The organism is Shinella sp. GW821-FHT10F02, from assembly GCF_058809275.1.
This window is the reverse complement of the sequence record NZ_JBXASL010000001.1, coordinates 66,248-88,004: the sequence shown is the minus strand read 5'-3', so window position 1 is coordinate 88,004 and position 21,757 is coordinate 66,248. Positions and strand designations below refer to the sequence as shown.

The following is a 21,757-nucleotide window of genomic DNA, read 5'->3' as shown; positions in this document are numbered from 1 at the left end:
GATGGCGGTCCGTCCGCGACCTGGCTTCGTCCTGGTGTTCCGGCGGGAATTCGACCGGTTTTCGAGGCGGCCCTTCCTGCTCTTCCTGACGACCGCCCTGCCGCTGCTGATGATGGCGCTGCTGGCGGTGGTCTTCAGCGCCGGGCTGGCGACGCGCCTGCCGATCGCCGTGCTCGATCTCGACGGCAGCGATCTTTCGCGCACGATCATCCGCACCGTCGACGCGACGCCCGATACCGCCGTCGCCATCCGCGTCTCCGACCTTGCCGAAGGCCGCACGCTCATCCTCGCCGGCAAGGTGCATGGCCTGCTGCTGCTGCCTCTCAACCTCGAACGGGACGTCTTTGCCGGCCGGCGGCCGGAGGTTGTCTTCTTCTACAACACCCAGACGCTTACGACCGGCAACCTGACGCTGCGCGGCGTCAGCACCGCGGTGCCCGCCGTCGAGGCCGGCATCCGCCTTTCGCTGCGCACCGCCGAAGGCCGGCCGCTCGATATCGCCAAGGCCGACCTCGCGCCGATCCCCGTGCAGGTGAACCCGCTGTTCAATCCGACACTAAACTATGCGCATTTCCTGCTCGCCTCGCTGCTGCCGAGCCTCCTGCAGGTGGTGATCGTTACGGCCATGGCCTATACGGTGGGCATGGATGTGGAGACCCGGCAGCGCCTGGGCGTCCTGCGGCGGCTTGGCGGCGGCCTGTGGCCGGCGATCGCCGGCAAGGTCCTGCCATATACGCTGCTGTTCCTCGCCGTGCTGGGCCTTGCCGACGCCGTGCTCTTCGGCGTGCTCGGCATGCCGCTGCGCGGAGAGGGCTGGATGCTGCTGCTGGCCGGCCTGCTCTTTATCCTCGCCAACCAGTTCGTGGGCGTGCTGCTGGCGCTGACGCTGCGGCCGATGGCGAGCGCCATCAGCATCGGCACGCTGATCTTCGCCCCCTCCTTCGGCTACATGGGCATCGGCTTCCCGCGATCCGGCATGAATGCCTTCGCCTACTATTGGGGCGAACTGATCCCCGGCACCTGGTATCTGACGGCCCGCATCGACCAGACGATTCGCGGCACGCCCGTCGACCTCTCCTGGCGGCCGGTCCTGATTCTCGCGATCTTCGTGCTCGTGCTGGCAAGCCTGACCGCGCTGCGCCTGGAGTTTTTGCGCGCACGGCGGCTGAAGGCGCGGCAGGCTACCTTGGTCGGGGCGACGCCATGACGGGCCTCTTTTCGGTCATGCGCAGCGAACTCCTGCGCATCTTCAGCCTGCGGCCGGTCTTCGCCGTGCTCGTCATCGGGCCGTTGATCTACGCGCTCTACTATCCGCAACCCTACCGCAACGAGGCGCTGCGCGACGTGCCGGTCGCGCTGGTCGATCTCGACGGCACCGACAGCAGCCGGCAGTTCGCCCGCCGCCTCGACGCCTCCAGCGACCTTGCCATCGCCGCCGTGCTGCCGGACCAGATGAGCGCCCAGCGCGAGGTTCAGGCCCGAAACCTCTCCGGCATTCTCGTCATCCCCCAGCATTTCGAGCGCGACCTGCTGCATGGACGCCAGGCGCCGGTCGCACTTTATGCCGATGCCAGCTATTTCCTGATCTACCAGCGTATTGCCGGGGCGGTGGCGGCGGTCGCCAAAACCTTCGGCGCGGAAATCGAGACGGCGCGGCTGATCGCCATGCGGGTCGATCCGGCGCGCGCCTTCGCCGCCGCGAGCCCGATGCCGCTGACGGCGGTCGCGCTGTTCAACCCGCAGGGCGGCTATGCCACCTATATTCTGCCGGCCGCCTTCGTGCTGATCCTGCAACAAACCCTGCTGATCGCCGTCGGCCTGCTCGGCACGATGCGCGGGAGCGAAGACCCCGCCGCGGCCGGCCCCGTCGCGCAGGTCCTCGGGCGCATGCTCGCCTATCTCGTGGTCGAAACCGTGATCCTGCCCTTCTACCTCGTCGTCCTGCCCTATCTCTACGGCGTTCCGCGGCTCGGGTCCGTGTGGGAGATCGCGGTGTTCTCGCTGCCCTTCATCCTGGCCGTCGCCGGCCTCGGCATGGCGACCGCCCGTCTGCTGCGCAATCCGCTCGCGGTGCAGCTGGCGCTGGCGGCTGCCGGCCTGCCCTTCCTCTTCCTCGCCGGCTTCTCCTGGCCGAGCGAGGCGATCCCGGAACTCTTGCGTACGGTCTCCCTCCTCCTGCCGAGTTCCACCGCCATCAACGGCGTCGTCGACATCGCGCAGCTCGGGGCGTCCCTGTCGATCAAGCGCGAGGCCTTCGCGAGCCTGTGGGTGCTTGCCGGCATCTACGGGGCCATCGCGATCCTGCTGGAATGGCGCAGGCTCCGCGCCGCACAATCCTCGTAAGAGACCGGCCCGGAGCAAGACAAGACCAAGCCGCGCAACGCCGTTCAATACCGACCCCCCAATTTCGTCCTTAATGCCCTTGGCTCCGGGCCTTGCCCGCGAACCGGCGAAACCCGGTCTCCACCGGTCGCTTCGTCTTCACCGCATCGGCGGCGAAAGAGGGGTCCACGATGACGAAACTGGCTGCAATCGTTCCGTTCAAGGCAAAGACGGGACGAGGTGAGGACGTCGCACGCCTCATCTCCAACGCGCTTCCCCATGTCGAACGCGAGGCGGGCACCACGACCTGGCTCGTGCTGCGCTCCGAGGCCGATCCGGACCTCGTCTTCCTCGTCGACCTCTTCGCCGACGGCGAGAGCCGGGAAGCCCATATGAACGGCGAGGCAGCCCGCCTGATCTTCGCCACCGTCCCCGACCTTCTCGCCGAATCCCCCGTCATCCATCCGGCAACGGTCAGCGCCGAGAAGCAGCCTCCGGTGGCGGGACAATGAACGCACTTGGGACCGTAACCTTTTTCGTCCCGGGGCGAACTTCAAGATAGGCGGCGCACGCCGCCCCAGGCGACTGCCTGGCCATCCAAAAACGGGAGAATCGAATGTCGAACCGCATGCTGTCCACGCTTGTCGTCAGCGCCTTTGCCAGCGCTATCGGCGCCCTTTCCGCCGCCCCGGCAAGTGCCCAGGAATTCACCGAGGCACAGAAGAAGATCCAGGCGGAGCACACCGAACTCGTCAAGGCCGGCAAGGTGGAGCCCTGCTTCGGCACCGCGCTGAAGGGCCAGAACGATTGCTACGCCGGCGCCGGCACGACATGCGCGGGAACGAGCACGGCCGACTATCAGGGCAATGCCTTCAAGCTCGTTCCGACAGGCACCTGCACGACGATCACGACGCCGAACGGCGCGGGTAGCCTCACCCCCAAGGCCTGACCCGAAGACCGGCCGCGTCCCGGCGCGGCCGGTTCCATAGGATTGAGAACAGGCGGGCTCATGCAAGCAGATCCACACGACATGCCGGCCCGCGCCGGCGTCGGCCTCAAGGCCGAGCATTATCGCCACATCATCGAGACCCGGCCGGATATCGGCTTCTTCGAGGTCCATGCGGAAAACTACATGGGAGACGGCGGGCCGCCGCACCGCTATCTCGGCGCGATCCGTCAGCTTTATCCCCTCTCGCTGCACGGCGTCGGCCTTTCCATCGGCGCCGCCCGGCCGCTCGACCGAGACCACCTCAAGCGCCTGAAAGCCCTGATCGACCGCTACGCGCCCGCGCTGTTTTCCGAACATCTCGCCTGGTCGTCCCATGACGCAGGCTTCTTCAACGATCTCCTGCCAGTGCCCTATACCACCGAGACGCTCGGGCGCGTCGTCGCGCATATCGACGAGGTGCAGGACACGCTCGGCCGGCAAATGCTGCTGGAGAACCCGTCGACCTATCTCGCCTTCGCCGAAAGCACGTTTCCCGAGGTCGATTTCATCGCCGAGGTGATCCGGCGCACCGGATGCGGCCTGCTGCTCGACGTCAACAATGTCTACGTCTCCTCCACCAACCAGCTTTGGGACCCGGTCGCCTATATCGATGCCTATCCGCTCGCCCATGTGCGGGAAATCCACCTGGCCGGCCATGCGCGCGAGGCGGACGAGGACGACCGGCCCCTTCTGATCGACACGCATGACCGGCCGGTCGATGCGCTCGTCTGGGATCTCTACGCCCATGCCATCGAACGCATCGGCCCGGTTGCCACGCTGATCGAATGGGATGCGGACGTGCCGGCATGGCCGGTGCTGGCCGCCGAGGCCGCGCGTGCGGAAAGGCTGATGGGCGAAAGCGGACGCCGGCAGGCGGCGGCCGAATAGGCAGCGCGACATGAGGATACACGAATGACCGGCCACAGAGTTGCCGTCTATTATGCCTGGGACAGGGCGGGCGAAACCGGCGCGCCGCTGGGCATTATCGAAAACCGCTTTCCGGCGCTCTTCGAAAGCCGCCGGATGCTCTATCCGCACAACCGGGATCTCTCGGACCCCGAACGGTTCGACCAAGGCATCGCCGGCTTCCTCGATGAGATCCTCAAGAAGAATTTCACCGCCTTCATCACTGAAGCCGGCGCGCTGACCGGACAGGCCGTTGCGCAGACGGAACGCGGAAGCGACGACGGCCGCCTCGTCCCGCTCACCGGCGACCTCTTGGCGGGGATCGACACCCTCGTCGTCATCAGCTTCGATTCCCTGCGCACCCATCAACAGGCGGGCGCCGGGGAAGTGGAGGCGGTCCGCTCCTTCCTTGCGACGCCCGGCAACCTGCTTTTCGTCTGTCCGCACCATGATATCGGCGAGGCCGAGGGCCTTTCGCAGGAGGCGCTGGCGGAGGTGCAGACGGCGCATTTCCTGCACCACGGCGACCGGACCATCCCGCCGCAGCAGCGTTTCGGCGGCTTTGCCCGCTCGCTCCTCGCCGGCCTCGGCCTTCCGGTCGAAAACCGCTTCGGGCTGCACCCGGCCGCCGAGCCGGACGGATCGCCGAGCCCGATCGAGGTGGTGCAGGACCTCGACCGGCTCGGCCTGCTTTCCGGCGTGACGACGTTCAACCTCCACCCCCATCTGCCGCATTTCGAGCGGCTCGGAGCGGCGATCGACAAACTGGACGTGCTCGCCCGCCAGCCCATCGACCCGGCCGCACCGCCCCATCCCTTCACGCGGGAGGGCCGCACCACCTTCGATGCGCTGCTGCAATCGCGGCCCGGCGTCTTTGCCGGCGATCTCCTCGTCGGCGACGCCACGCTGTGGAGTTCCACGGCGGGCGGCCTCGAAAGCCTCAAGCGCTTCTGGGCCAATGTCGTTTCGCGGGGAGATGGCTGATGCCCGCGCTCGATGAACGGCAAGGCGCCTTCGCCGCCGCCCTGCTCGACCCGGAGCGTCCCGTGCCGGACGGCCTCGTCGGCCCGGACGGCCGCCCGAGCCGGCGGCGCTTTAACGTCTACCGCAACAATGTCGTCGCTGGCCTCACCGCGACGCTGAAGGATGCCTTTCCCGCCGTGACAAGGATCGTCGGCGCCGAATTCTTCCGGGCCATGGGCCGGATCTATGTCGCCGCAGAGCCGCCCGCCTCGCCCGTCATGCTGGATTACGGCAGGAGTTTTCCCGGCTTCATCGACCGCTTCCCGCCCACCGCGGGCCTTCCCTATCTCGGCGACGTGGCGCGCATCGAGCGGGCCTGGGTCGAGGCCTACCACACGGCAGACGTAGCGCCGCTGGAGGCCAGCGTCTTCAGCCGGATCACCGCAGCGGACCTGCCGGACATCCGCGTCACGCTCCACCCGTCCTTGCGCCTCGTGCGCTCGGCGTTTCCCGCGCTGACGATCTGGCAGATGAATATCGGCGATGCCGTGGCGCGGGAAATCGACCTTGCGGCCGGCGGCGAGGATGCCCTGATCCTGCGCGCGGGCACGGATGTCGAGATCCGCGTGTTGCCCCAAGGCGCCGCCGATTTCATCGAGGCGCTCGCCGAAGGACACCCGATGATCGAGGCGCTGAAGCAGGCCATCACCGCCGATCCCCGCTTCGACCTTTCCGGCTGCCTTGCCGGATTGCTGGCGGCGGGCGCCTTCGCTGCCGTAAAACCCTCCCCCTCCGATCGAGGCACATCCCATGACCGCTGACCAACATTCGACAAGCCGCCTTGTGCGCCTGATAGAGGCCGTCGTGGCGGGGATCGGCGTCGTCGGGATCGTGGCCGCGCCGCCGGTGCTGCGGATCGCGCTCGCCCTTCCCTTCCTGCGCTCCGGCCTCACCCGCTGGGATGGTTTTCTGACGCTGTCGATCGGCACGCAATACCTGTTCGAGGAACAGTTCAAGCTGAACATCTTCGGCAATCTCTACGGTTTTCCCGCGCCCGATACCGTTGCCTACCTGGTGGCGCTCGCCGAGATCATCCTGCCGGTCCTGCTCCTCGCCGGCTTCGCCACGCGCCTTGCCGCCCTTGCGCTGCTCGTCATGACCGGCGTCATCCAGCTGGTGTTTCCCGACGGCTGGTCGAATTTCCATCTCTACTGGGCCGCCATCGCGCTTGCCATCATGGCGCTCGGCCCCGGCCCCCTGTCGCTCGATCGCCTGCTGCGAAAGGGCAAGGCCGCATGAGCAAGGAGACCAGCGATCGGCTGAAACTGGTCTCGTCTCGCCCCCCGGACGACAGCGTCGAACGCGCATCCACCTACGAACTGGACTGGTCGATCCTGATGGCGCGCGCCCAGGCGGGCGATGCCGCCGCCTACCTGCGCCTGCTGCAGGACATCACGCCCTATCTGCGCTCGCTTGCCGCGCGGTATCACCGCGACCCGCGCGATATCGAGGACACCGTGCAGGACATCCTTTTGACCGTGCACGCCATTCGCGCGACCTACGACCCCACCCGCCCCTTCGGGCCGTGGCTCGTCGGCATCGCCTACCGGCGCGCCATCGACCGCCTGCGCCGCCAGGGGCGGCAGCGCGCGCACGAGTTTCCGCTGTCTCGCGCCCATGACGCCGTTGCCACGGCCGACAATATCGAGGAAGTTGCCAACCGGATCCATCTCGAAGGCGCGATCAGCGACCTCCCGCCGGCACAACAGCAAGCCATCCACATGCTCAAGCTGAAGGAGATGTCGCTCAAGGAGGCTGCAAGGGAAAGCGGAAGGCCGATCAGCGCGCTGAAGGTCGCCACCCACCGGGCGCTAAAAAGCCTGCGCAGGATGCTCCTCGACCACGGTGACCCGTGATGGAGACCGCCGACCTCATCCGCTCGCTCGCCGACAATGTCACACCGGTCCGGCGGCTGCAGCCACCTTTGCTGCGGGCGGCTATGTGGCTCGCCGTCGCCGCCCTGCTGCTGGCGGTGCTGACAGGAATCCATGGCCCGCGACCGCAATTTGCCGAGCGGATGCGCGATGCGGTCTTCCTCACGGGCATGCTGGCCTCGCTTGCCACCGGCATCCTCGCCGCCGTCGCCGCCTTCCTCGTCAGCCTTCCCGACACGTCCCGCCTCTGGCTGCTGCTGCCCGTGCCGCCGCTGGTGCTGTGGATGGCCAATATCGGCTACCAGTGCCTTGCCGGATGGGTCGCGTTGCCGCCCGGCGCCGTCACCGTGGAGGCTGCGTCGAGCTGCCTGCTGACGCTCATCGTCACCAGCGCGCCGCTTTCGCTGCTGCTGCTGGTCATGCTGCGCTATGCGGTGCTCATCCGGCCCGTCAGCGTGGCGCTGGCGGGGAGCCTCGCGGTCTCCGGCATCACCGCCGCGGCGCTATCCATGTTCCATCCGCTCGATGCGACGATCATGGTGCTCGGCTGGAACCTCGGCACCGCCGTGCTCTTCGTCGGGCTTGCCACGCTTGCCGGCCGCCGCGCCTCCCGCCGCACCCTGTCGAGGTGAACCATGGACGCCTTCGCGATCAGCCTGCTTCTGATGACCTGCGTCGTGGCGAGCAGCATTTTGGCGCGCATGTTGCCGGTCGCCCTGCCGCTACCCTTCGTGCAGATCGCCCTCGGCGCGCTGATCGCCGCGGCGCTGGGCTTCCTAAGTCCGCCCAAATAGGCGTCAAACCTTCGCCAGTCTTTCTACGTAGGCGCAGAGCATGTCCGCCATCGCGCTCGCATAAGCATCAACTTCTTCGTCCGTCCGCGGCGTCTCGGAAAACTCCTTGCCCACGGCGGTCAGTGTCGTGACGATCAGGTCGCCGGCGATATCCCTCGGGCCATCGGGCACGCCGGGAAGCAGATCCAGGATGAAGCTGTCGAAAATCCGGTCGCCCTCCGCGCGCAGCTCGCGTGCCTCCGGGGCGTTGCGGTAAAGCGGTGCGGCGTCGGCGAGCGCCTGGCGGACGGGTGCCTCGTCGCATTCGGAGCGGACGAAGGCATGTACCAGCCGTCGCAACCGGTCCTTCGGTGGTGCGATGGCGGTGAGGATCTCACGCAGCATTTCGGTCGAACCGCGCCATTCGTCGCTCTGCAACCGGAAGAGGATGGAGGCCTTGTTCGGGAAATACTGATAAAGCGAACCGATGCTGACCCCAGCCTTTTCCGCCACCCGCGCGGTGGTGAAACGCTGCGCGCCCTCCTCCACCAAAACCTGAACAGCCGCCGTCAGAATTGCCGAAACCAGCTCGTTCGAGCGGCTCTGTTTGGGCTCTTTTCGCGTGGAAATTCGGGGCTTTACGCGTTCCGCCATCGCGTTCTCCAGCAATGCGATTAGAAAATGCGATTAATTAATCGTATTTCTATGGCCAACGCAATGCCATGTTCCGGAGACACAATGTCCACCCTGACAACATCCCCTCTCGGGCCGCTGCTTGACCGGCTGTTTGCCGAAGCCAATGCGGCCACGAGCCCGGCGATCAAATCGTTCACGCCCGAAGAGCGCATCGCCCTCACCGCCAGCAAGACCGACTACCTCGACCTCTACGGCCGGCTGAAAGACCTTTGGCTGCCTGTCTCTCGCGAGACGGGCAAGCTCCTCTATATGCTGGTCCGCGCTACCAGTGCTCGCACGGTTGTCGAGTTCGGCACTTCGTTTGGAATATCGAGCCTCTATATCGCTGCGGCACTGCGCGACAATGGCGGCGGGCGGCTGGTCTCCAGTGAGTTCGAGCCCGGCAAGATTGCTCGGGCACAGCAAAACCTTGAAGACGGCGGCCTCGCCGATCTGGTCGAGATCCGCGCCGGCGATGCGATGGAAACACTGGCAGGCGATCTGCCCGAGACGATCGACCTGCTTCTGCTTGACGGTGCAAAAGCGCTTTACGCCGATATCCTCGACCTCGTCGAACCCAGGCTGCGGATCGGAGGGCTGATCGTCGCCGACGATGCGGAAATGTCTCCCGAATATCTGGAGCGCATCCGGGCGGCGAAAGACCGATACCTCTCCATTCCGTTTGCCGAGGGCATCGAACTTTCGATGAAGCTCGGCTGACACGCACATATCGAATTCAAGGAGACAGACATGCATGTATTTGTGACAGGCGCCACCGGCTGGATCGGTTCCGCCGTGGTCGACGAACTGCTGATGGCAGGCCACAGGGTAACGGGCTTCGTCCGGACCCGCGACAAGGCGGCAGTACTCGCGCAGAAGGGCGCCGATGTGGTGATCGGCACGCTCGACGACCACGACGCCCTGCAATCCGCCGCCAGAGCGGCCGAGGCGGTGATTCACACCGCCTTCCACCACGATTTCTCACGCTTTCAAGAAAGTGCCGCCCAGGACCAGCGTGCTATCGAAGCTATGGGTGCAGCCCTAGAGGACACCGGCAAGCCGATTCTCGTCACGACCGGCCTTTCCGGCCTGCCGCGCGGCGCAAGCGAAGACGACAGACCGAACCCCGCGGCACCGCGGCGCTCGGAGGCGGCGGCACGCACGCTGATCGAGCGCAGCGTGCGTGCAGGGATCGTGCGGCTTGCGCCCTCGGTCCACGGCATCGGCGATTACGGCTTCGTTCCCAGGGTCGCGGGCTTTGCGCGCCGCACCGGCGTGTCGGCGTGGATCGGCGACGGTCGGAACTGCTGGTCCGGTGTGCATCGTCTCGATGCGGCGCGGCTCTACAGGCTGGCGCTGGAAAAGGGTCTGCCGGAGACGGTCTATCATGCGGTCGCCGACGAACCGGTGCCCTTCCGTGAGATCGCCGAAGTCATCGCAGGGCAACTCGGCCTGCCCGCCGCATCGCGCGCCGCCGAACATTTCGGCGGTTTCGCCAACATGGTCGGCGGCGATATGGCAGCGTCGTCCGCAAAGACGCGTGCCATTCTGGGCTGGACGCCGACGGGTCCCGGCCTTCTCCAGGATATCGACCAGCCCGGCTATTATCCGGGCTGACCCTGCCAAGCGTTTTCAACGTAAGCGTTCACGTCAGGCAACGCATTTCAGATGCCTGGAGTATTCCAATGTCTTCCTCATCCGACCATGTTTCGGGCGACCCGGCACAGGCGCGCCTCCTGTTGCTGGCGGCGGTCCTGTTCGTCTCCTATCTCTGTGTCGCGATCCCCTTGCCCGTCATCCCGGTTTACGTGACCGGGCATCTGGGTCTTTCAAACGGCTGGGCCGGCCTTGCGGTGGGCATCGCCTTTCTCTCGACCATCCTCACCCGCGGCCATGCAGGCGCCCTGTCGGACCGGCACGGTGCCAAGGTCGCCACGACCCGGGGCCTCGTCTTCTACGCGGTGGGGGCGCTGTTTTCGCTCTTTGCCGGGCTTTCCGTCCTGCCGCCCGGCCTTGCCTTAACCGTTCTCATGATCGGGCGACTGCTGGTCGGCTACGGGGAAAGCCTTGTCGGCGTCGGCGTCATCGCCTGGGGCATCGGCATCGTCGGGCCTGATCGATCCGGCCGTGTCATCGCCCTGATCGGTGCGGCAATCTATGGTGCCCTTGCCGTCGGCGGTCCGCTCGGGCTGCTCATGCTCGACCATATCGGTTTTGCCGGCGCCATGGCGGCAAGCCTGGTTCTGCCCTGCCTTGGCCTTTTCGCCATCGGCTCGATGGAGGGTGTCGCTCCTCATCCCGAAAGGAGCCGCAGTTCGTTCCTAAGCGTCATGAGCCGCATCTGGATGCATGGCATGATTGTCTTCCTGCAGGGCATCGGCTTTGCCGGCATCGGCGCGTTCTTTGCGCTCTATTTTCTCGATCGGGGCTGGGCTTATGCCGGGCTCGGGCTGAGCGCTTTCGGTGCGGGCTTCGTCCTTGTGCGGCTGTGCGCCGGCCACTTTCCTGACCGGGTGGGAGGATTCAGGGTGGCGATGACCTCGCTTGCCATCGAGGCTGTGGGGCAGTTCGTCATCTGGAGCGCGCCGAGCCCGACGGTCGCCCTGGTCGGAGCCTTTCTGACCGGTCTCGGCTGCTCCCTGATTTACCCTGCCATGGGGCGAGAGGTCGTCAAACTGGTCGACCCTCACCTGCGCGGCACGGCTGTCGGTGGCTTCGGCGCATTCCAGGACCTCGCCTATGGACTGACAGGACCGGTCGCAGGCCTGCTCGCCGACCGGGCTGGATACGGCAGTGTCTTCCTGATCGGCGGTACCGCGGCAGGCGTGGGTTTCCTGATCACGCTCGGCCTGCAAAGGCAAAGGTCGCCCGGCGGCCGAAGAAACCAGCAGTAGTCCGGCACCGCGCCAGAGCGCGGCCACTCTCTTGCAATGAACAATCACAACAAAGGGCAATAGCCATGAAAATCACGGGCAACACTGTTCTCATCGTTGGCGGAACCAGCGGCATCGGCAAGGAACTTGCCAAGTCCCTCCACGCTCTCGGCAATCGCGTGATTGTCGCCGGCCGCAGGCGGGAGCTCCTCGACCAGATGACCGCCGATCATCCCGGCATGTCGAGCATTCCGGTCGACATCAACGACCCGATATCGCTGGCAAACTTCGCCTTCGAGGCGCGCACACAATTCCCGGAGGTGAACGTTTTGTTCGCCAATGCGGGCATCTCCCGATCCGAGGACATGACGTCAAAAGACTGGAACACCGCTGATGCCGAGCAGATCATCGAGACCAACATCCTCGGCGTCCTGCGGGTGATCGGCGCGATCCTGCCGATGCTGAAGGGCAAGGAGAACGCCGCGATCGTGACGACCAGCTCGAATCTCGCCTTCATGCCACGGGCCGATTTTCCGACCTATTGCGCAAGCAAGGCTTTCCTGCACTCATGGCTGCAATCCCTGCGTCATCAGCTCCGCCATCACGGGATCGAGGTGCTGGAACTCGCACCACCCTACGTTCGCACCGAACTCACGGGAGCCGCCCAGGCAATCGATCCGCGTGCCATCGCCGTTGACGACTATGTCGCGCAGGTTCTTGACCTGCTCGACAAGCAGGACCACCCCCGCGGCGAAATCCTGCTGCAACGCGATCTCGCGCGTCGATGGGCGGAACGCGATGGCACGTATGACGAAATCTACGCAGCGATGAACCCGGGCTGAAAGGCGAGCACCTCAGGCAATCTTGCAGCCACGGGCTTCTTTGACGTACCACCGGACGTCATGAAGCCCACGGCGCTTGCTCGGCTTTCCGTTTCCATTGTCGGTGGGGTCGACGCAGAGTGACTCTCCGATACCATCTCGACGCGCACGCTTGAGACCGCGCGACCACAGTGTTGAGCTTAGGCAGGCCCATTCCAATCGCTATAATTTCTCCTCCGTTCGTCTCAGGGCATAATTTTCTACTATTTATATAGAAAAAGAACGACCTGTCTTTCTCAATGCCGCTTCACTCCCTACGCTTCACCCATGGCTCGACGAGATAGCAAGACGCTTCTCGAGTTCGGGCGTCCACCTGGGCTCAAACAGCAGGAAGTGATCATGTCCCTTGCAGTCTTAAAATCTCGCGGCGCTACCGGAATTGGCGCGGCGTTCCTGATCTCCGCCGCACTCGCCATCGGCCTCACCGCCCCTGCCCGCGCGGACGACCGGCAGACGGTGACGATCACCGACGAGCTCGGCCGCCAGGTGACGCTGCCGGTGCCGGTGAAGGCGGTTTATCCGGACCTCTGGTATCAGACCGAGATCGTGCGGGCGATCGGCGCCGGCAAGACGATCGTCGCGGTCGACCAGACCGCGGACCCGCGCAAGAACGAGGCGAACAAGGACTATTTCGCGGAGTTCAGCGACGTGCCGGATGCCGGCCACTTCGACGGCCCGAACTGGGAGACGATCGCCACTTCGGGCGCCGAGGTGTTCTTCGCCCGCCGCAATTCACCCTGGCAGGATGCCGAGGAAAAGCTGAAACCGTTCGGCATACAGGTCGTGGTGGTGAGCACCTGGGATCCGAAGGTGTTGCGCGCGCAGCTGCCCAATGTCGGCAAGATCTTTGGCGCGGAAAAGGGCGCGGCCGATCTCGCCCAGCTCTACGACGACATCGAGAAGGTGCTGACCGAGAAGCTGAAGGGCGTCGAGCCCAAGACGGTCTATTTCGAGAACAATGCCGATTTCGTGACGTCGCTGCCCGGCTCCGGCTGGAACGACACGATCGTTCTCGGCGGCGGCAAGAACATTTTCGGTGATATCAAGATCGCCAATACGGGCAGCGCATCGGTGCACACCTACACCGTCGACCCCGTCGAAATCATCAACCGCAACCCCGACGTGATCATCCACAACGGCGTCGACGGCCTTGCCTCCGGCTACGAGCCCTGGGATCAGAAACTCCTCGCCGACCAGTCGGAACGCATTGCCGGCCGTGCCGGATGGAACGCCATCAAGGCTGTGCAGGACAAGAACGTCTTCGTCTTCAGCAACTTCTTCTTCTCCTCGCTCGGCAAGCAGCTGGGCGCTCTTGCGGTCGCCAAGTGGCTCTATCCGGAGCAGCTCGCCGACGTCGATGTCGACGCCTACTTCGCCCGCTGGCTCGCAGCGCAGGGTGTGAAGCCGCGGCCGGTCTCGGACTACTTCCACAAGCTCGGCAGCTAAGCCTCTCCCGCCAGCATCGCAAAACCATCGAGGACAGCCATGAGCTCCATCCAGACCGATCCCTACCTTCCCGGCGCCCCAGAGGGTGCCGGGAAGGCCCGGCGACCCCGCGACCGCTATGCGTTCCAGAACGCGGCCATCGCCCTTGGTCTTGTCGCCGTGCTGGTGACTGCCGTCATCGGCATTCAGATCGGCACATCGGGTGCAACGCTCGGCGACGTCCTGCAGACGTTCTGGGCGAAGGCCACCGGCGCCGTCCCCACAGACCGCGCAACCCTGCAGATCCAGACCGTCATATGGGAACTGCGAGTGCCGCGTATCATGCTCGCCATCCTCGGCGGCGCAGCACTTGCTCTTGCCGGCACGCTCTTCCAGGGCCTGTTGCGCAACCCGCTCGTCAGCCCCTACACGCTCGGCATCGCGCCAGCGGCGGCCTTCGGCGCCTCGCTGGCGATCGTCATCTTCGGGGCGACGGCGGGCAGCGCGGCGCTTTCGCTGGTGGTCGGCGCCTTGCTATTCTCGTTCCTCAACACGGCGCTGGTGCTGACGCTTGCCTCGACACGCAACCTCAACCCCACCTCGCTCATCCTGGTCGGCATTGCGCTGTCGCAGCTGTTCGGGGCGCTGACGGCCTGCATCCAGTACTTTGCCGAAGATGAAATCCTGGCAGCCATCGTCCGCTGGACCTGGGGCTCGGTCAACAATTCAGCCTGGTATCAGGTGCTGGTGCTGTTCGCCCTGCTCGGCATCGCCTTCCCCTACATCCGCTATCGCAGTGGTGCGTTGAATGCGATTGCCTTTGCCGGCGACGATTCCGCCAAGAGCCTTGGCGTCGCGGTCTCCCGCGTACGGTTGGAAACCATCGCCATCGCAGCAACGCTGACGGCCGTCACCATTGCCTTTACCGGCATCATCGGTTTCGTCGGTCTCGTCGCGCCGCATATCGCGCGGCTCGTCGTCGGATCAAATCACCGCTTCCTGACAACTTTCTCGGCCATCATCGGCGCGCTGCTGCTCGTCGTCTCCGATGCCGTCGGCAGGCTCGTCATTTCACCGGGCGTCATTCCCGTCGGCATCATCGATGCCTTGGTCGGCGCGCCCATCTTCCTCTACCTCATCCTCACGCGGCAAAAGGCGATCGAATGACCCTCAAGATTGACTCCCTCGTCGTTGGCTATGGAAAGAGAGAGGTCGTCAAAGGCGCGACCCTCCAGGTCAAGAAGGGCGAGCTGGTGGGGCTGCTCGGCTCCAACGGCTCGGGGAAATCCACGCTGATCAAGACCATTGCGGGCATCAACCGCCACACGCGCGGCTCGATCACCTGGGATGGCGGAACGGATCTGGCGGCACTGCCACGCCGGGAGCTGGCGAAGATCGTCGCCTATGTTCCCCAATCCATCGGCCTCTCCTTCGCGCTCGATATCAAGGAAGCCGTCCTGCTCGGCCGCACGCCCTATTTCGGCACCCGTCCGCGGGACGAGGACTGGGAGCATGTGGACGCCGCGATGCGCCTGCTTGGCCTCGACGAACTCGGCGACCGCGATGTCACCGAACTCTCCGGCGGCCAGGGCCAGCGCGTGTTGATCGCCCGCGCGCTGGCACAGGATCCGGAAATCCTGCTGCTCGACGAGCCGACCAGCGCGCTCGACATCCGTTACCAGTGGCAGACGCTCACCGTCGCCCGCGACGTCACCCGCAAGAAAAACGTCGCCGGCATCATCGCCATCCACGATCTGAACCAGGCAGCCCGCTTCACCGACCGCGTCGTGTTCCTGCACGATGGCGAGGTGATCGCCGACGGCCCGCCGGCCGACGTCTATTCGCCGGAACTGATCAAGCGCGTCTATGGCGTCGATGTCGAGCTCTCCGCCTACAAGGGCTTCGTGCAGGTCCACCCGCTCTCCGAGCGCACGGAGCCGCATCATCGGCCGGCGCTGGTCGCACCCGCCTATGCGGCGCACCCCGCCGAAAACCGGCTGGAACTGCAGGCCTGACAACCGACACAAACTTTGAGGACGATCACCATGACGACCAAGTGGGGAAGCCGCAGAAGCGAGCGCGGCCAGGGACTGGTCCTGGGCCTGCTTCTGGGCGGCACCGGACAGACGAAAAAGCCCGGCACGGAAGGCGCGACGGACAATCTGCTCGATATCGACGCCTATATCGAACAGGCGCAGGAGGCCGAGCGCGGCAAGATCCACACGATCTTCCTCGCGGATGCGCTGGTCACCAGTGACACGGCACCGAAGCCGGGACTGGAGCCCGTCACACTTCTCAGCGCACTGGCGGCCCGTACCTCGCGGATCGGGCTCATCGGCTCGATTTCCACCTCTTTCACCGAGCCGTATAATCTCGCCCGCCAGGTGCTGTCGCTCGACCATATCTCGGGCGGCCGCGCCGGTTGGAACCTCGTCACCTCCTCTGCCGGCGAGAAGAATTTCGGCAAGACCTTGCCCGCGCATGACGATCGCTATGCCGTTGCAGAAGAGTTTGCCGGAGTGGTGCAGGCGCTCTGGGAAAGCTGGGAGCGTGACGCCGTCACCTATGACGACCGCGGGCGGCAGCGGGTGGATGCCAGAAAGGTTCACCGGATCGACTGGAGCAGCCAGCATTTTTCCGTGCAGGGACCATTGAATGTCTCGCGCAGCCCGCAGGACAAACCGATCCTCGCGCAGGCCGGTTCCTCCAACGAGGGACGGCAACTCGGCGCGCGCATCGCCGACGTCATCTTCACAACGGGCCTCACGGAGACCGAGCCGTCTATCGAACTCTACAGGGATTTCAAGCAGCGCGCCGCGGCCTACGGTCGCTCGCCGGATGCCATCAAGATCCTGCCGGGCGTCGCGCCCGTCATCGGCTCGACCGATGAGGAGGCGAAACGCTTCTGGCGCGACGTCATTGATGAGATCGATTTCGAGGAAGGCCGCAAATCGCTTGCAGGCCAGTTCGGCGGCATCGATTTCGAAGGGCTCGATCTCGATGCGCCGATCCCCTTGGCCGAGCTGCCGCAGACGGCAAACATCCAGGGACGACGTTCGCGTTATGGTGTCTTTCGCGAGCTGATCGAAAGCGGAAAGGTGCGCACCGTCCGCGACCTCATCATCTACCACTCCAGCGGCGCCGGGCACTGGTTCCCGATCGGCTCGGTGGAAAACGTCGCCGACCAGTTGCAGGACCGCTACGAGCGCGGTGCGACCGACGGCTTCAATTTCCTGGCCTTCACGCTGAAATACGAGCTCGGCCTCAGCGCGCTGACGGAACATCTCATTCCCGAGCTGCAACGCCGCGGCATCTTCCACCACAACTATCGGCACGAAACCCTGAGACAGAATCTCGGGATCTGAAAGAGCGACCGCCTGACTGGAGAAAGACATGACCCGATACATCATCATCGGCGCCGGCGCCGTCGGCGCGAGCCTTGCGGCACAATTTGAACTGTCCGGCGTAGATTATGCCCTTGTCGGCAGAGGCGCTCAGATACGCCATATCCTCGAACATGGCCTCACCTATCGTCGCCCCTCGGGCACGCGCCAGATAGCGCTCAAGGCTTTTGACACCGCAAGCCCACCGCTCCTGCGCCGGGACGATATCCTGCTCCTGACGGTAAAGGCCCAGGATGCTGCCGAGGCAGTCGCCGATTGGGCATGGCGTCCGATCGAGGGGACAGACGGAGAGACGGCATCGAGACTGCCGATCGTCACGTTCCAGAACGGCCTTGCGACGGAATCCATCGCCCTGCGCAATTTCGCCAATGTCTATGGCGCAAGCATCCTCACCCCTGCCCGCTTTACCGAGACCGGCACGGTGGTGGTCGGCGGCCATCCGCAGGTCGCCGTCGTTACGGTTGGCCTTTACCCGCACGGCGCTGACGACATCGCTGCACGAATTGTCGCCGACCTGGCACGATCCGACTACATTGCCGAAGCATCGGCAGATATCCGGCGCTGGAAGGCGGCCAAACTGCTTCATAACGTGCGCAACGTTCTGGAATTGTTTGACGGATCGAACGAGGAGCGCGCCGCCATTTCTGACGCTCTTGTCGAAGAGGCGCGCAAAGCCCTCACCGCTGCCGGCTATAGCCTTGCCTCCCCTTCGGAACGCGCGATCAGCATCGCCCATTGGGGAACAGCCGAAAACAGCGGCATCGAGCCCGGCCAGCAATCGACCTGGCAGAGCTTCAAGCGCGGCGCATCAAGCGAGGTCGATTTCCTCAATGGCGAGATCGTCGTGCTCGGCCGCCTGTCCGGCACGCCGACGCCCTACAATGAGGCGGCCCAGCAGCTCGCGGGCCTTGCCGCCCGCCAATCCAGTTTCGAACGGCTGCTGCCTCTGGAAAGGCTTCAGGCGCTTGCCGGAAACACCTTGGGTACACGGGGCCTCGAAGCGCCGCATGCCGCGTGACGGCCGAGGCTGCGACCAACCGCCAGACGGACATTGCCGATGAGAACACCGATATCAGACCAGATCCTGGCCGTCGCCGGCGCGCTCTTCTACACCGAGGGCATCCGCGCCGTCGGCATAGACCGCATCATCGATGAAACCAGGGTCGCCAAGGCGACGCTCTACCGGCACTTCCCCTCCAAGGACCATCTGGTCGCGGCCTATCTCAGCCAGCGGCATGCGCGCGTGATCCGGTCGCTGCGCGATGTGACAGGCGCCGCCCTTTCGCCGCGCGACCAGATCGCGCTCATCTTCCAGCGGCTGTTCGAAAAGGCGGATAGTCCGGAATTTCGCGGTTGCGCCTTCGCGCTGGCGGTTGCCGAATACGGCGATTCCGAGCGCGTCGTCAGCGTCGCGCGCCAGCACAAGAGCGCCGTACGAGACATCTTCAAGGCCATCCTTGCGCATACCGGCGTCCCGACGGATCAGCCCGTCGCGCATCTCGCCCTGCTCTATGAAGGTGCGCTCGCCACGGTCGCCGTCGGCCGCGACCCACAGGCCGTTCTCCTTGCGCGCGATTGTGCGCTTGCCGTCTTCGATCTTGCCATCGGCAGCAACCACCCCCCGAAAGAGACGAAACAATGACCCGCACCATCGACTATTTCTTCGGCATCGGATCCCCCTGGGCCTATATCGGCCTTGACCCGTTCCTCGACATCGCGCGGCGCTTCGGCGCCGAGGTCCGGCCCTACCTCATTCCTCTCATCGTCGAAAACGGCGGCATCTATTCGCGCGATCGGCCCGACGCCCGCCGCGCCTATTGGCAGAAGGATCTGCAGCGCTGGGCGGCGCTCCGCGGCAAGGTCGTCGATTTTTCCAACCGAGCGAGCCTTTCCGATCCGACACCGGCGGGTTTCCTGATCCTTGCGGCCCAGCTCGAAGGTGCCGACTGGATAGGGCTGACGCGGGCCTTGCAGGCGCCGTATTGGGCCCGCAAGACCGATATCGGCGACGTCGCAGTGCGCCGGCCGATCATCGAGGCCGCGGGGTTCGATGCAGACGCGCTGGAAGCACGCGCGGCACGCGACGACGTGTCAGCCCTCTGGCAGTCGAACCGGAACGTCGCGAAAGAGGCCGGCGTCTTCGGCCTGCCGACCTTCCGCTATGAAGGCGAGCTCTACTGGGGCCAGGACAGCCTGCCCTTTCTGGAGCGCCATCTCGAAGGCGCACGGCTCATCGCCTGACTGACACCCCGGAGACACGACATGCCTCTCGCTTTGCCCGGCCCGCTCGTCACGACGAACTGGCTTGCCCACCACCTCCATGACGACAACCTCGTTCTGCTCGACGGATCCTACAAGCTGCCGGGCGTCACGCCGCTGGCCGCCGAGGACTTTACAAGCCGCCACATCCCCGGTGCCCGGTTCTTCGACATCGATCTCGTGGCAGATGAGGCGTCCTCCCTTCCCCATATGCTGCCCTCGGCGGAGGCCTTTGAGGGGTTCGCCGCCGAACTCGGCCTTTCGAACGACAGCGTCGTCGTGGTCTATGATACGCCCGGCCTCATGTCGGCGGGCCGCGTTTGGTGGACCTTGCGCGTCTTCGGCCACGAGAATGTCGCGATCCTTGACGGGGGTCTGCGCAAATGGTTGTCGGAGGACCGCCCGATTACCAGTGAAGTGCCTGTAGTCCGAAAGGGACGCTTCCACGCCCGCTATGAAGCGTCGAAAGTGCGGTCGAAGCAGGCGCTTCTCGCAAATCTCTCCGCGCCCGCCGAACAGGTCGCCGACGCCCGCGCGGCCGGCCGTTTTCGCGGAGAGGAGGCGGAAGCCCGGCCAGGCCTCCGCTCCGGCCATATCCCCACCAGCCTCAATGTCCCCTTCGGCGACCTCACGAATGCTGCGACCGGCGAATTGAAGAGCGAGGCAGAAATCCGCGCAACCTTCACAGCTGCCGGTGTCGACCTGCAAAAGCCGGTCATCGCCAGCTGCGGCTCCGGCGTCACCGCCGGCGCCCTTGCCTTTGCGCTTCACCTCATCGGAAAATCAGACGTGGCCGTCTATGACGGCTCCTGGTCGGAATGGGGCTTGCCGGGAGAAACGCCCGTTGCCACAGGTCCAGCGAGACTGGCCTTTGACACATGAGCACGCTTCCCCAAGAATTTGCAGCACAGCTGAAAGCACGCTTCGCCGACCGCTTCACGACCAATTCGACAATCCTTGAGCAGCATGGCCGCGGTGAATCCCACCACGTTGCGGCCCTGCCGGATGGTGTTGTGTTTGCCGAAAGCACCGAGGACGTCGCCGAGATCGTCAGGCTTTGCGCCCATCATCGGGTCCCCGTCATTCCCTATGGTGCAGGCACCTCGCTGGAAGGGCATCTCACGGCCATCAAGGGCGGCATCTCGCTCGATCTTTCACGCACGGCCGAAATCCTGCGCATCAGCCAGGAAGACCTAGACTGTACCGTGCAAGCGGGGGTCACCCGCGAAGAGCTGAATAGCTGGCTGCGCGACAAGGGCCTGTTCTTCCCGATCGATCCCGGCGCGAATGCCTCGATCGGCGGCATGGTTTCGACCCGTGCCTCCGGCACCAATGCCGTTCGCTATGGCACGATGCGCGAGAACGTACTGTCCCTGAAGGTTGTGCTGCCTAATGGCGAGATCATCCAGACCGGCGGCCGGGCCCGCAAATCCTCGGCCGGCTACGACCTGACACGGCTCTTCGTCGGCGCAGAGGGAACGCTTGGCATTGTCACCGAGGTCACGCTGCGGCTCTACGGTATTCCGGAACACACGGTCGCAGCACTCTGCTCCTTCGCAAGCGTCGAACAAGCCATCAACACGGCGATCGCCGTCGTGCAGCTTGGCATTCCCGTCGCCCGCATGGAGTTCATGGACCGCGGGCTGATCGCCGCGGTAAACGCCTATTCGGGCCTAACCCTCAAGCTGGAGGATACGCTGGCCTTCGAATTCCACGGTCCCGTAGGCGCGGTCGAGGAGCAGGTCGCCCTCGTCGCATCCCTCGTGCAGGATAATGGCGGCAACGACTTCGAATGGGCAACATCGCCCGAAGACAGGAACCGTCTATGGAAGGCACGCCACAGCGCCTTCTACGCCGTCGTCTCGCAACGCCCGAATGCGAAAGGTTGGTCGTCCGATGTCTGCGTGCCGGTTTCCGAACTTGCGGGCTGTGTCCTGCACGCCCGGGAACTGCTGGAGGGTTTTTCCGTACCGGCCGCCATCCTCGGCCATGTCGGCGACGGCAACTATCACGTCGTCTTCGCCGTCGATCCTTCAAGCGAAAGCGAAATGGCCGCCGTCGCTGCCATCAACAAGAAGATGGTCGAAAAGGCACTCTCGGTCGGCGGGACGTCGACCGGCGAACATGGCGTCGGCACGGGCAAGATCGCCTATCTCAGGCAGGAGCACGGCAACGCCGTGGACCTGATGGCTGTCATCAAAAATGCCCTCGATCCGCTCGGCATCATGAACCCCGGAAAGATCCTGCCAAGCGCACGGTGACGATGTTCATCCCGCCGGACAAAACTGGCCAAGCAACAAAAAATGGGACCGACCTGTCTTTCTCTTTCTCGGCCGATGGCCTAGAACTCTGTT

Annotated in this window: 25 protein-coding genes; 24 read left to right on the top strand and 1 reads right to left on the bottom strand. The window is 64.8% G+C overall.

What is annotated here, in order from left to right; genetic code table 11:
• Position 1 precedes the first annotated feature (1 nt).
• The 11 genes from AC1RWL_RS00445 to AC1RWL_RS00395 all read left to right on the top strand — a co-directional run bounded on the left by AC1RWL_RS00445 (position 2) and on the right by AC1RWL_RS00395 (position 7,907).
• Positions 2 to 1,207, top strand: a complete 1,206-nt coding sequence (locus AC1RWL_RS00445; RefSeq protein ID WP_493093747.1) for an ABC transporter permease — start codon at positions 2 to 4, stop codon at positions 1,205 to 1,207.
• Positions 1,204 to 2,343 (top strand): ABC transporter permease, encoded by a 1,140-nt coding sequence (locus AC1RWL_RS00440; RefSeq protein WP_493093748.1) that lies wholly within the window; start codon positions 1,204 to 1,206, stop codon positions 2,341 to 2,343. The genes AC1RWL_RS00445 and AC1RWL_RS00440 overlap by 4 nt, the downstream gene beginning before the upstream one ends.
• Before the next feature lie 170 nt (positions 2,344 to 2,513).
• Positions 2,514 to 2,834: a putative quinol monooxygenase gene (locus AC1RWL_RS00435; protein ID WP_493093749.1), complete on the top strand. Its 321-nt coding sequence runs from the start codon at positions 2,514 to 2,516 to the stop codon at positions 2,832 to 2,834.
• A gap of 104 nt (positions 2,835 to 2,938) precedes the next feature.
• On the top strand, positions 2,939 to 3,271 hold the full coding sequence (locus AC1RWL_RS00430) for a BufA1 family periplasmic bufferin-type metallophore (RefSeq protein ID WP_493093750.1): 333 nt from the start codon (positions 2,939 to 2,941) through the stop codon (positions 3,269 to 3,271).
• A gap of 60 nt (positions 3,272 to 3,331) precedes the next feature.
• Positions 3,332 to 4,198 (top strand): MNIO family bufferin maturase, encoded by an 867-nt coding sequence (gene bufB / locus AC1RWL_RS00425; protein WP_493093751.1) that lies wholly within the window; start codon positions 3,332 to 3,334, stop codon positions 4,196 to 4,198.
• Between the two features lie 24 nt (positions 4,199 to 4,222).
• Positions 4,223 to 5,200 carry a hypothetical protein gene (locus tag AC1RWL_RS00420; protein WP_493093752.1) on the top strand — a complete coding sequence of 326 codons (978 nt, stop codon included), beginning with the start codon at positions 4,223 to 4,225 and terminating at the stop codon, positions 5,198 to 5,200.
• Positions 5,200 to 6,000, top strand: coding sequence for an HvfC/BufC N-terminal domain-containing protein (locus AC1RWL_RS00415; protein WP_493093753.1), 801 nt, complete (start codon positions 5,200 to 5,202; stop codon positions 5,998 to 6,000). The genes AC1RWL_RS00420 and AC1RWL_RS00415 overlap by 1 nt, the downstream gene beginning before the upstream one ends.
• Entirely contained in the window at positions 5,990 to 6,478 is a 489-nt protein-coding gene (locus AC1RWL_RS00410; RefSeq protein WP_493093754.1) for a DoxX family protein, read from the top strand. Before AC1RWL_RS00415 ends, AC1RWL_RS00410 begins: the two co-directional genes overlap by 11 nt.
• Positions 6,475 to 7,095 (top strand): RNA polymerase sigma factor, encoded by a 621-nt coding sequence (locus AC1RWL_RS00405; protein ID WP_493093755.1) that lies wholly within the window; start codon positions 6,475 to 6,477, stop codon positions 7,093 to 7,095. Before AC1RWL_RS00410 ends, AC1RWL_RS00405 begins: the two co-directional genes overlap by 4 nt.
• Positions 7,095 to 7,745, top strand: a complete 651-nt coding sequence (locus AC1RWL_RS00400; RefSeq protein ID WP_493093756.1) for an NrsF family protein — start codon at positions 7,095 to 7,097, stop codon at positions 7,743 to 7,745. Before AC1RWL_RS00405 ends, AC1RWL_RS00400 begins: the two co-directional genes overlap by 1 nt.
• 3 nt (positions 7,746 to 7,748) lie before the next feature.
• Entirely contained in the window at positions 7,749 to 7,907 is a 159-nt protein-coding gene (locus AC1RWL_RS00395; RefSeq protein WP_493093757.1) for a hypothetical protein, read from the top strand.
• Between the two features lie 3 nt (positions 7,908 to 7,910).
• Here AC1RWL_RS00395 and AC1RWL_RS00390 read toward each other — a convergent pair whose 3' ends face one another.
• Entirely contained in the window at positions 7,911 to 8,540 is a 630-nt protein-coding gene (locus tag AC1RWL_RS00390; protein WP_493093758.1) for a TetR/AcrR family transcriptional regulator, read from the bottom strand.
• An 84-nt stretch (positions 8,541 to 8,624) separates the two neighbouring features.
• On the opposite strand from AC1RWL_RS00390, the gene AC1RWL_RS00385 reads away from it, so the two are divergent.
• From AC1RWL_RS00385 to AC1RWL_RS00325, 13 genes are all read left to right on the top strand, one after another.
• Positions 8,625 to 9,281 carry an O-methyltransferase gene (locus AC1RWL_RS00385; protein ID WP_493093759.1) on the top strand — a complete coding sequence of 219 codons (657 nt, stop codon included), beginning with the start codon at positions 8,625 to 8,627 and terminating at the stop codon, positions 9,279 to 9,281.
• 30 nt (positions 9,282 to 9,311) lie between these two features.
• Positions 9,312 to 10,178, top strand: a complete 867-nt coding sequence (locus AC1RWL_RS00380; RefSeq protein ID WP_493093760.1) for an SDR family oxidoreductase — start codon at positions 9,312 to 9,314, stop codon at positions 10,176 to 10,178.
• Positions 10,179 to 10,246: 68 nt separating this feature from the next.
• A complete protein-coding gene (locus AC1RWL_RS00375) occupies positions 10,247 to 11,455 on the top strand; it encodes an arabinose transporter (protein ID WP_493093761.1) in 1,209 nt (402 codons plus the stop codon).
• A 65-nt stretch (positions 11,456 to 11,520) separates the two neighbouring features.
• On the top strand, positions 11,521 to 12,276 hold the full coding sequence (locus tag AC1RWL_RS00370) for an SDR family oxidoreductase (protein WP_493093762.1): 756 nt from the start codon (positions 11,521 to 11,523) through the stop codon (positions 12,274 to 12,276).
• A 378-nt stretch (positions 12,277 to 12,654) separates the two neighbouring features.
• Positions 12,655 to 13,761, top strand: a complete 1,107-nt coding sequence (locus AC1RWL_RS00365) for an ABC transporter substrate-binding protein (protein WP_493093763.1) — start codon at positions 12,655 to 12,657, stop codon at positions 13,759 to 13,761.
• A 39-nt stretch (positions 13,762 to 13,800) separates the two neighbouring features.
• Positions 13,801 to 14,907 (top strand): FecCD family ABC transporter permease, encoded by a 1,107-nt coding sequence (locus tag AC1RWL_RS00360; protein ID WP_493093764.1) that lies wholly within the window; start codon positions 13,801 to 13,803, stop codon positions 14,905 to 14,907.
• Positions 14,904 to 15,755 carry an ABC transporter ATP-binding protein gene (locus AC1RWL_RS00355; protein WP_493093765.1) on the top strand — a complete coding sequence of 284 codons (852 nt, stop codon included), beginning with the start codon at positions 14,904 to 14,906 and terminating at the stop codon, positions 15,753 to 15,755. Before AC1RWL_RS00360 ends, AC1RWL_RS00355 begins: the two co-directional genes overlap by 4 nt.
• 30 nt (positions 15,756 to 15,785) lie before the next feature.
• Positions 15,786 to 17,105: an NtaA/DmoA family FMN-dependent monooxygenase gene (locus tag AC1RWL_RS00350; RefSeq protein ID WP_493093766.1), complete on the top strand. Its 1,320-nt coding sequence runs from the start codon at positions 15,786 to 15,788 to the stop codon at positions 17,103 to 17,105.
• Positions 17,106 to 17,133: 28 nt separating this feature from the next.
• Entirely contained in the window at positions 17,134 to 18,162 is a 1,029-nt protein-coding gene (locus AC1RWL_RS00345; RefSeq protein WP_493093767.1) for a ketopantoate reductase family protein, read from the top strand.
• A gap of 39 nt (positions 18,163 to 18,201) precedes the next feature.
• Entirely contained in the window at positions 18,202 to 18,786 is a 585-nt protein-coding gene (locus tag AC1RWL_RS00340; protein ID WP_493093768.1) for a TetR/AcrR family transcriptional regulator, read from the top strand.
• Positions 18,783 to 19,385 (top strand): 2-hydroxychromene-2-carboxylate isomerase, encoded by a 603-nt coding sequence (locus AC1RWL_RS00335; protein ID WP_493093769.1) that lies wholly within the window; start codon positions 18,783 to 18,785, stop codon positions 19,383 to 19,385. The genes AC1RWL_RS00340 and AC1RWL_RS00335 overlap by 4 nt, the downstream gene beginning before the upstream one ends.
• A 21-nt stretch (positions 19,386 to 19,406) precedes the next feature.
• Positions 19,407 to 20,285, top strand: coding sequence for a 3-mercaptopyruvate sulfurtransferase (gene sseA / locus AC1RWL_RS00330; RefSeq protein WP_493093770.1), 879 nt, complete (start codon positions 19,407 to 19,409; stop codon positions 20,283 to 20,285).
• Positions 20,282 to 21,664, top strand: coding sequence for an FAD-binding oxidoreductase (locus AC1RWL_RS00325; RefSeq protein WP_493093771.1), 1,383 nt, complete (start codon positions 20,282 to 20,284; stop codon positions 21,662 to 21,664). Before sseA ends, AC1RWL_RS00325 begins: the two co-directional genes overlap by 4 nt.
• Positions 21,665 to 21,757 lie beyond the last annotated feature (93 nt).

Bases quoted from the DNA above. Each gene is read 5' to 3' on its own strand.
- bufB (WP_493093751.1), top strand. From the start codon at position 3,332: ATGCAAGCAGATCCACACGACATGCCGGCCCGCGCCGGCGTCGGCCTC.
- AC1RWL_RS00400 (WP_493093756.1), top strand. From the start codon at position 7,095: ATGGAGACCGCCGACCTCATCCGCTCGCTCGCCGACAATGTCACACCG.
- AC1RWL_RS00440 (WP_493093748.1), top strand. From the start codon at position 1,204: ATGACGGGCCTCTTTTCGGTCATGCGCAGCGAACTCCTGCGCATCTTC.
- AC1RWL_RS00385 (WP_493093759.1), top strand. From the start codon at position 8,625: ATGTCCACCCTGACAACATCCCCTCTCGGGCCGCTGCTTGACCGGCTG.
- AC1RWL_RS00410 (WP_493093754.1), top strand. From the start codon at position 5,990: ATGACCGCTGACCAACATTCGACAAGCCGCCTTGTGCGCCTGATAGAG.
- AC1RWL_RS00340 (WP_493093768.1), top strand. From the start codon at position 18,202: ATGAGAACACCGATATCAGACCAGATCCTGGCCGTCGCCGGCGCGCTC.
- AC1RWL_RS00390 (WP_493093758.1), bottom strand. From the start codon at position 8,540: ATGGCGGAACGCGTAAAGCCCCGAATTTCCACGCGAAAAGAGCCCAAA.
- AC1RWL_RS00360 (WP_493093764.1), top strand. From the start codon at position 13,801: ATGAGCTCCATCCAGACCGATCCCTACCTTCCCGGCGCCCCAGAGGGT.
- AC1RWL_RS00445 (WP_493093747.1), top strand. From the start codon at position 2: ATGGCGGTCCGTCCGCGACCTGGCTTCGTCCTGGTGTTCCGGCGGGAA.
- AC1RWL_RS00420 (WP_493093752.1), top strand. From the start codon at position 4,223: ATGACCGGCCACAGAGTTGCCGTCTATTATGCCTGGGACAGGGCGGGC.
- AC1RWL_RS00435 (WP_493093749.1), top strand. From the start codon at position 2,514: ATGACGAAACTGGCTGCAATCGTTCCGTTCAAGGCAAAGACGGGACGA.
- AC1RWL_RS00350 (WP_493093766.1), top strand. From the start codon at position 15,786: ATGACGACCAAGTGGGGAAGCCGCAGAAGCGAGCGCGGCCAGGGACTG.
- AC1RWL_RS00380 (WP_493093760.1), top strand. From the start codon at position 9,312: ATGCATGTATTTGTGACAGGCGCCACCGGCTGGATCGGTTCCGCCGTG.
- AC1RWL_RS00335 (WP_493093769.1), top strand. From the start codon at position 18,783: ATGACCCGCACCATCGACTATTTCTTCGGCATCGGATCCCCCTGGGCC.
- AC1RWL_RS00345 (WP_493093767.1), top strand. From the start codon at position 17,134: ATGACCCGATACATCATCATCGGCGCCGGCGCCGTCGGCGCGAGCCTT.
- AC1RWL_RS00415 (WP_493093753.1), top strand. From the start codon at position 5,200: ATGCCCGCGCTCGATGAACGGCAAGGCGCCTTCGCCGCCGCCCTGCTC.
- AC1RWL_RS00325 (WP_493093771.1), top strand. From the start codon at position 20,282: ATGAGCACGCTTCCCCAAGAATTTGCAGCACAGCTGAAAGCACGCTTC.
- AC1RWL_RS00430 (WP_493093750.1), top strand. From the start codon at position 2,939: ATGTCGAACCGCATGCTGTCCACGCTTGTCGTCAGCGCCTTTGCCAGC.
- AC1RWL_RS00370 (WP_493093762.1), top strand. From the start codon at position 11,521: ATGAAAATCACGGGCAACACTGTTCTCATCGTTGGCGGAACCAGCGGC.
- AC1RWL_RS00395 (WP_493093757.1), top strand. From the start codon at position 7,749: ATGGACGCCTTCGCGATCAGCCTGCTTCTGATGACCTGCGTCGTGGCG.
- sseA (WP_493093770.1), top strand. From the start codon at position 19,407: ATGCCTCTCGCTTTGCCCGGCCCGCTCGTCACGACGAACTGGCTTGCC.
- AC1RWL_RS00355 (WP_493093765.1), top strand. From the start codon at position 14,904: ATGACCCTCAAGATTGACTCCCTCGTCGTTGGCTATGGAAAGAGAGAG.
- AC1RWL_RS00375 (WP_493093761.1), top strand. From the start codon at position 10,247: ATGTCTTCCTCATCCGACCATGTTTCGGGCGACCCGGCACAGGCGCGC.
- AC1RWL_RS00405 (WP_493093755.1), top strand. From the start codon at position 6,475: ATGAGCAAGGAGACCAGCGATCGGCTGAAACTGGTCTCGTCTCGCCCC.
- AC1RWL_RS00365 (WP_493093763.1), top strand. From the start codon at position 12,655: ATGTCCCTTGCAGTCTTAAAATCTCGCGGCGCTACCGGAATTGGCGCG.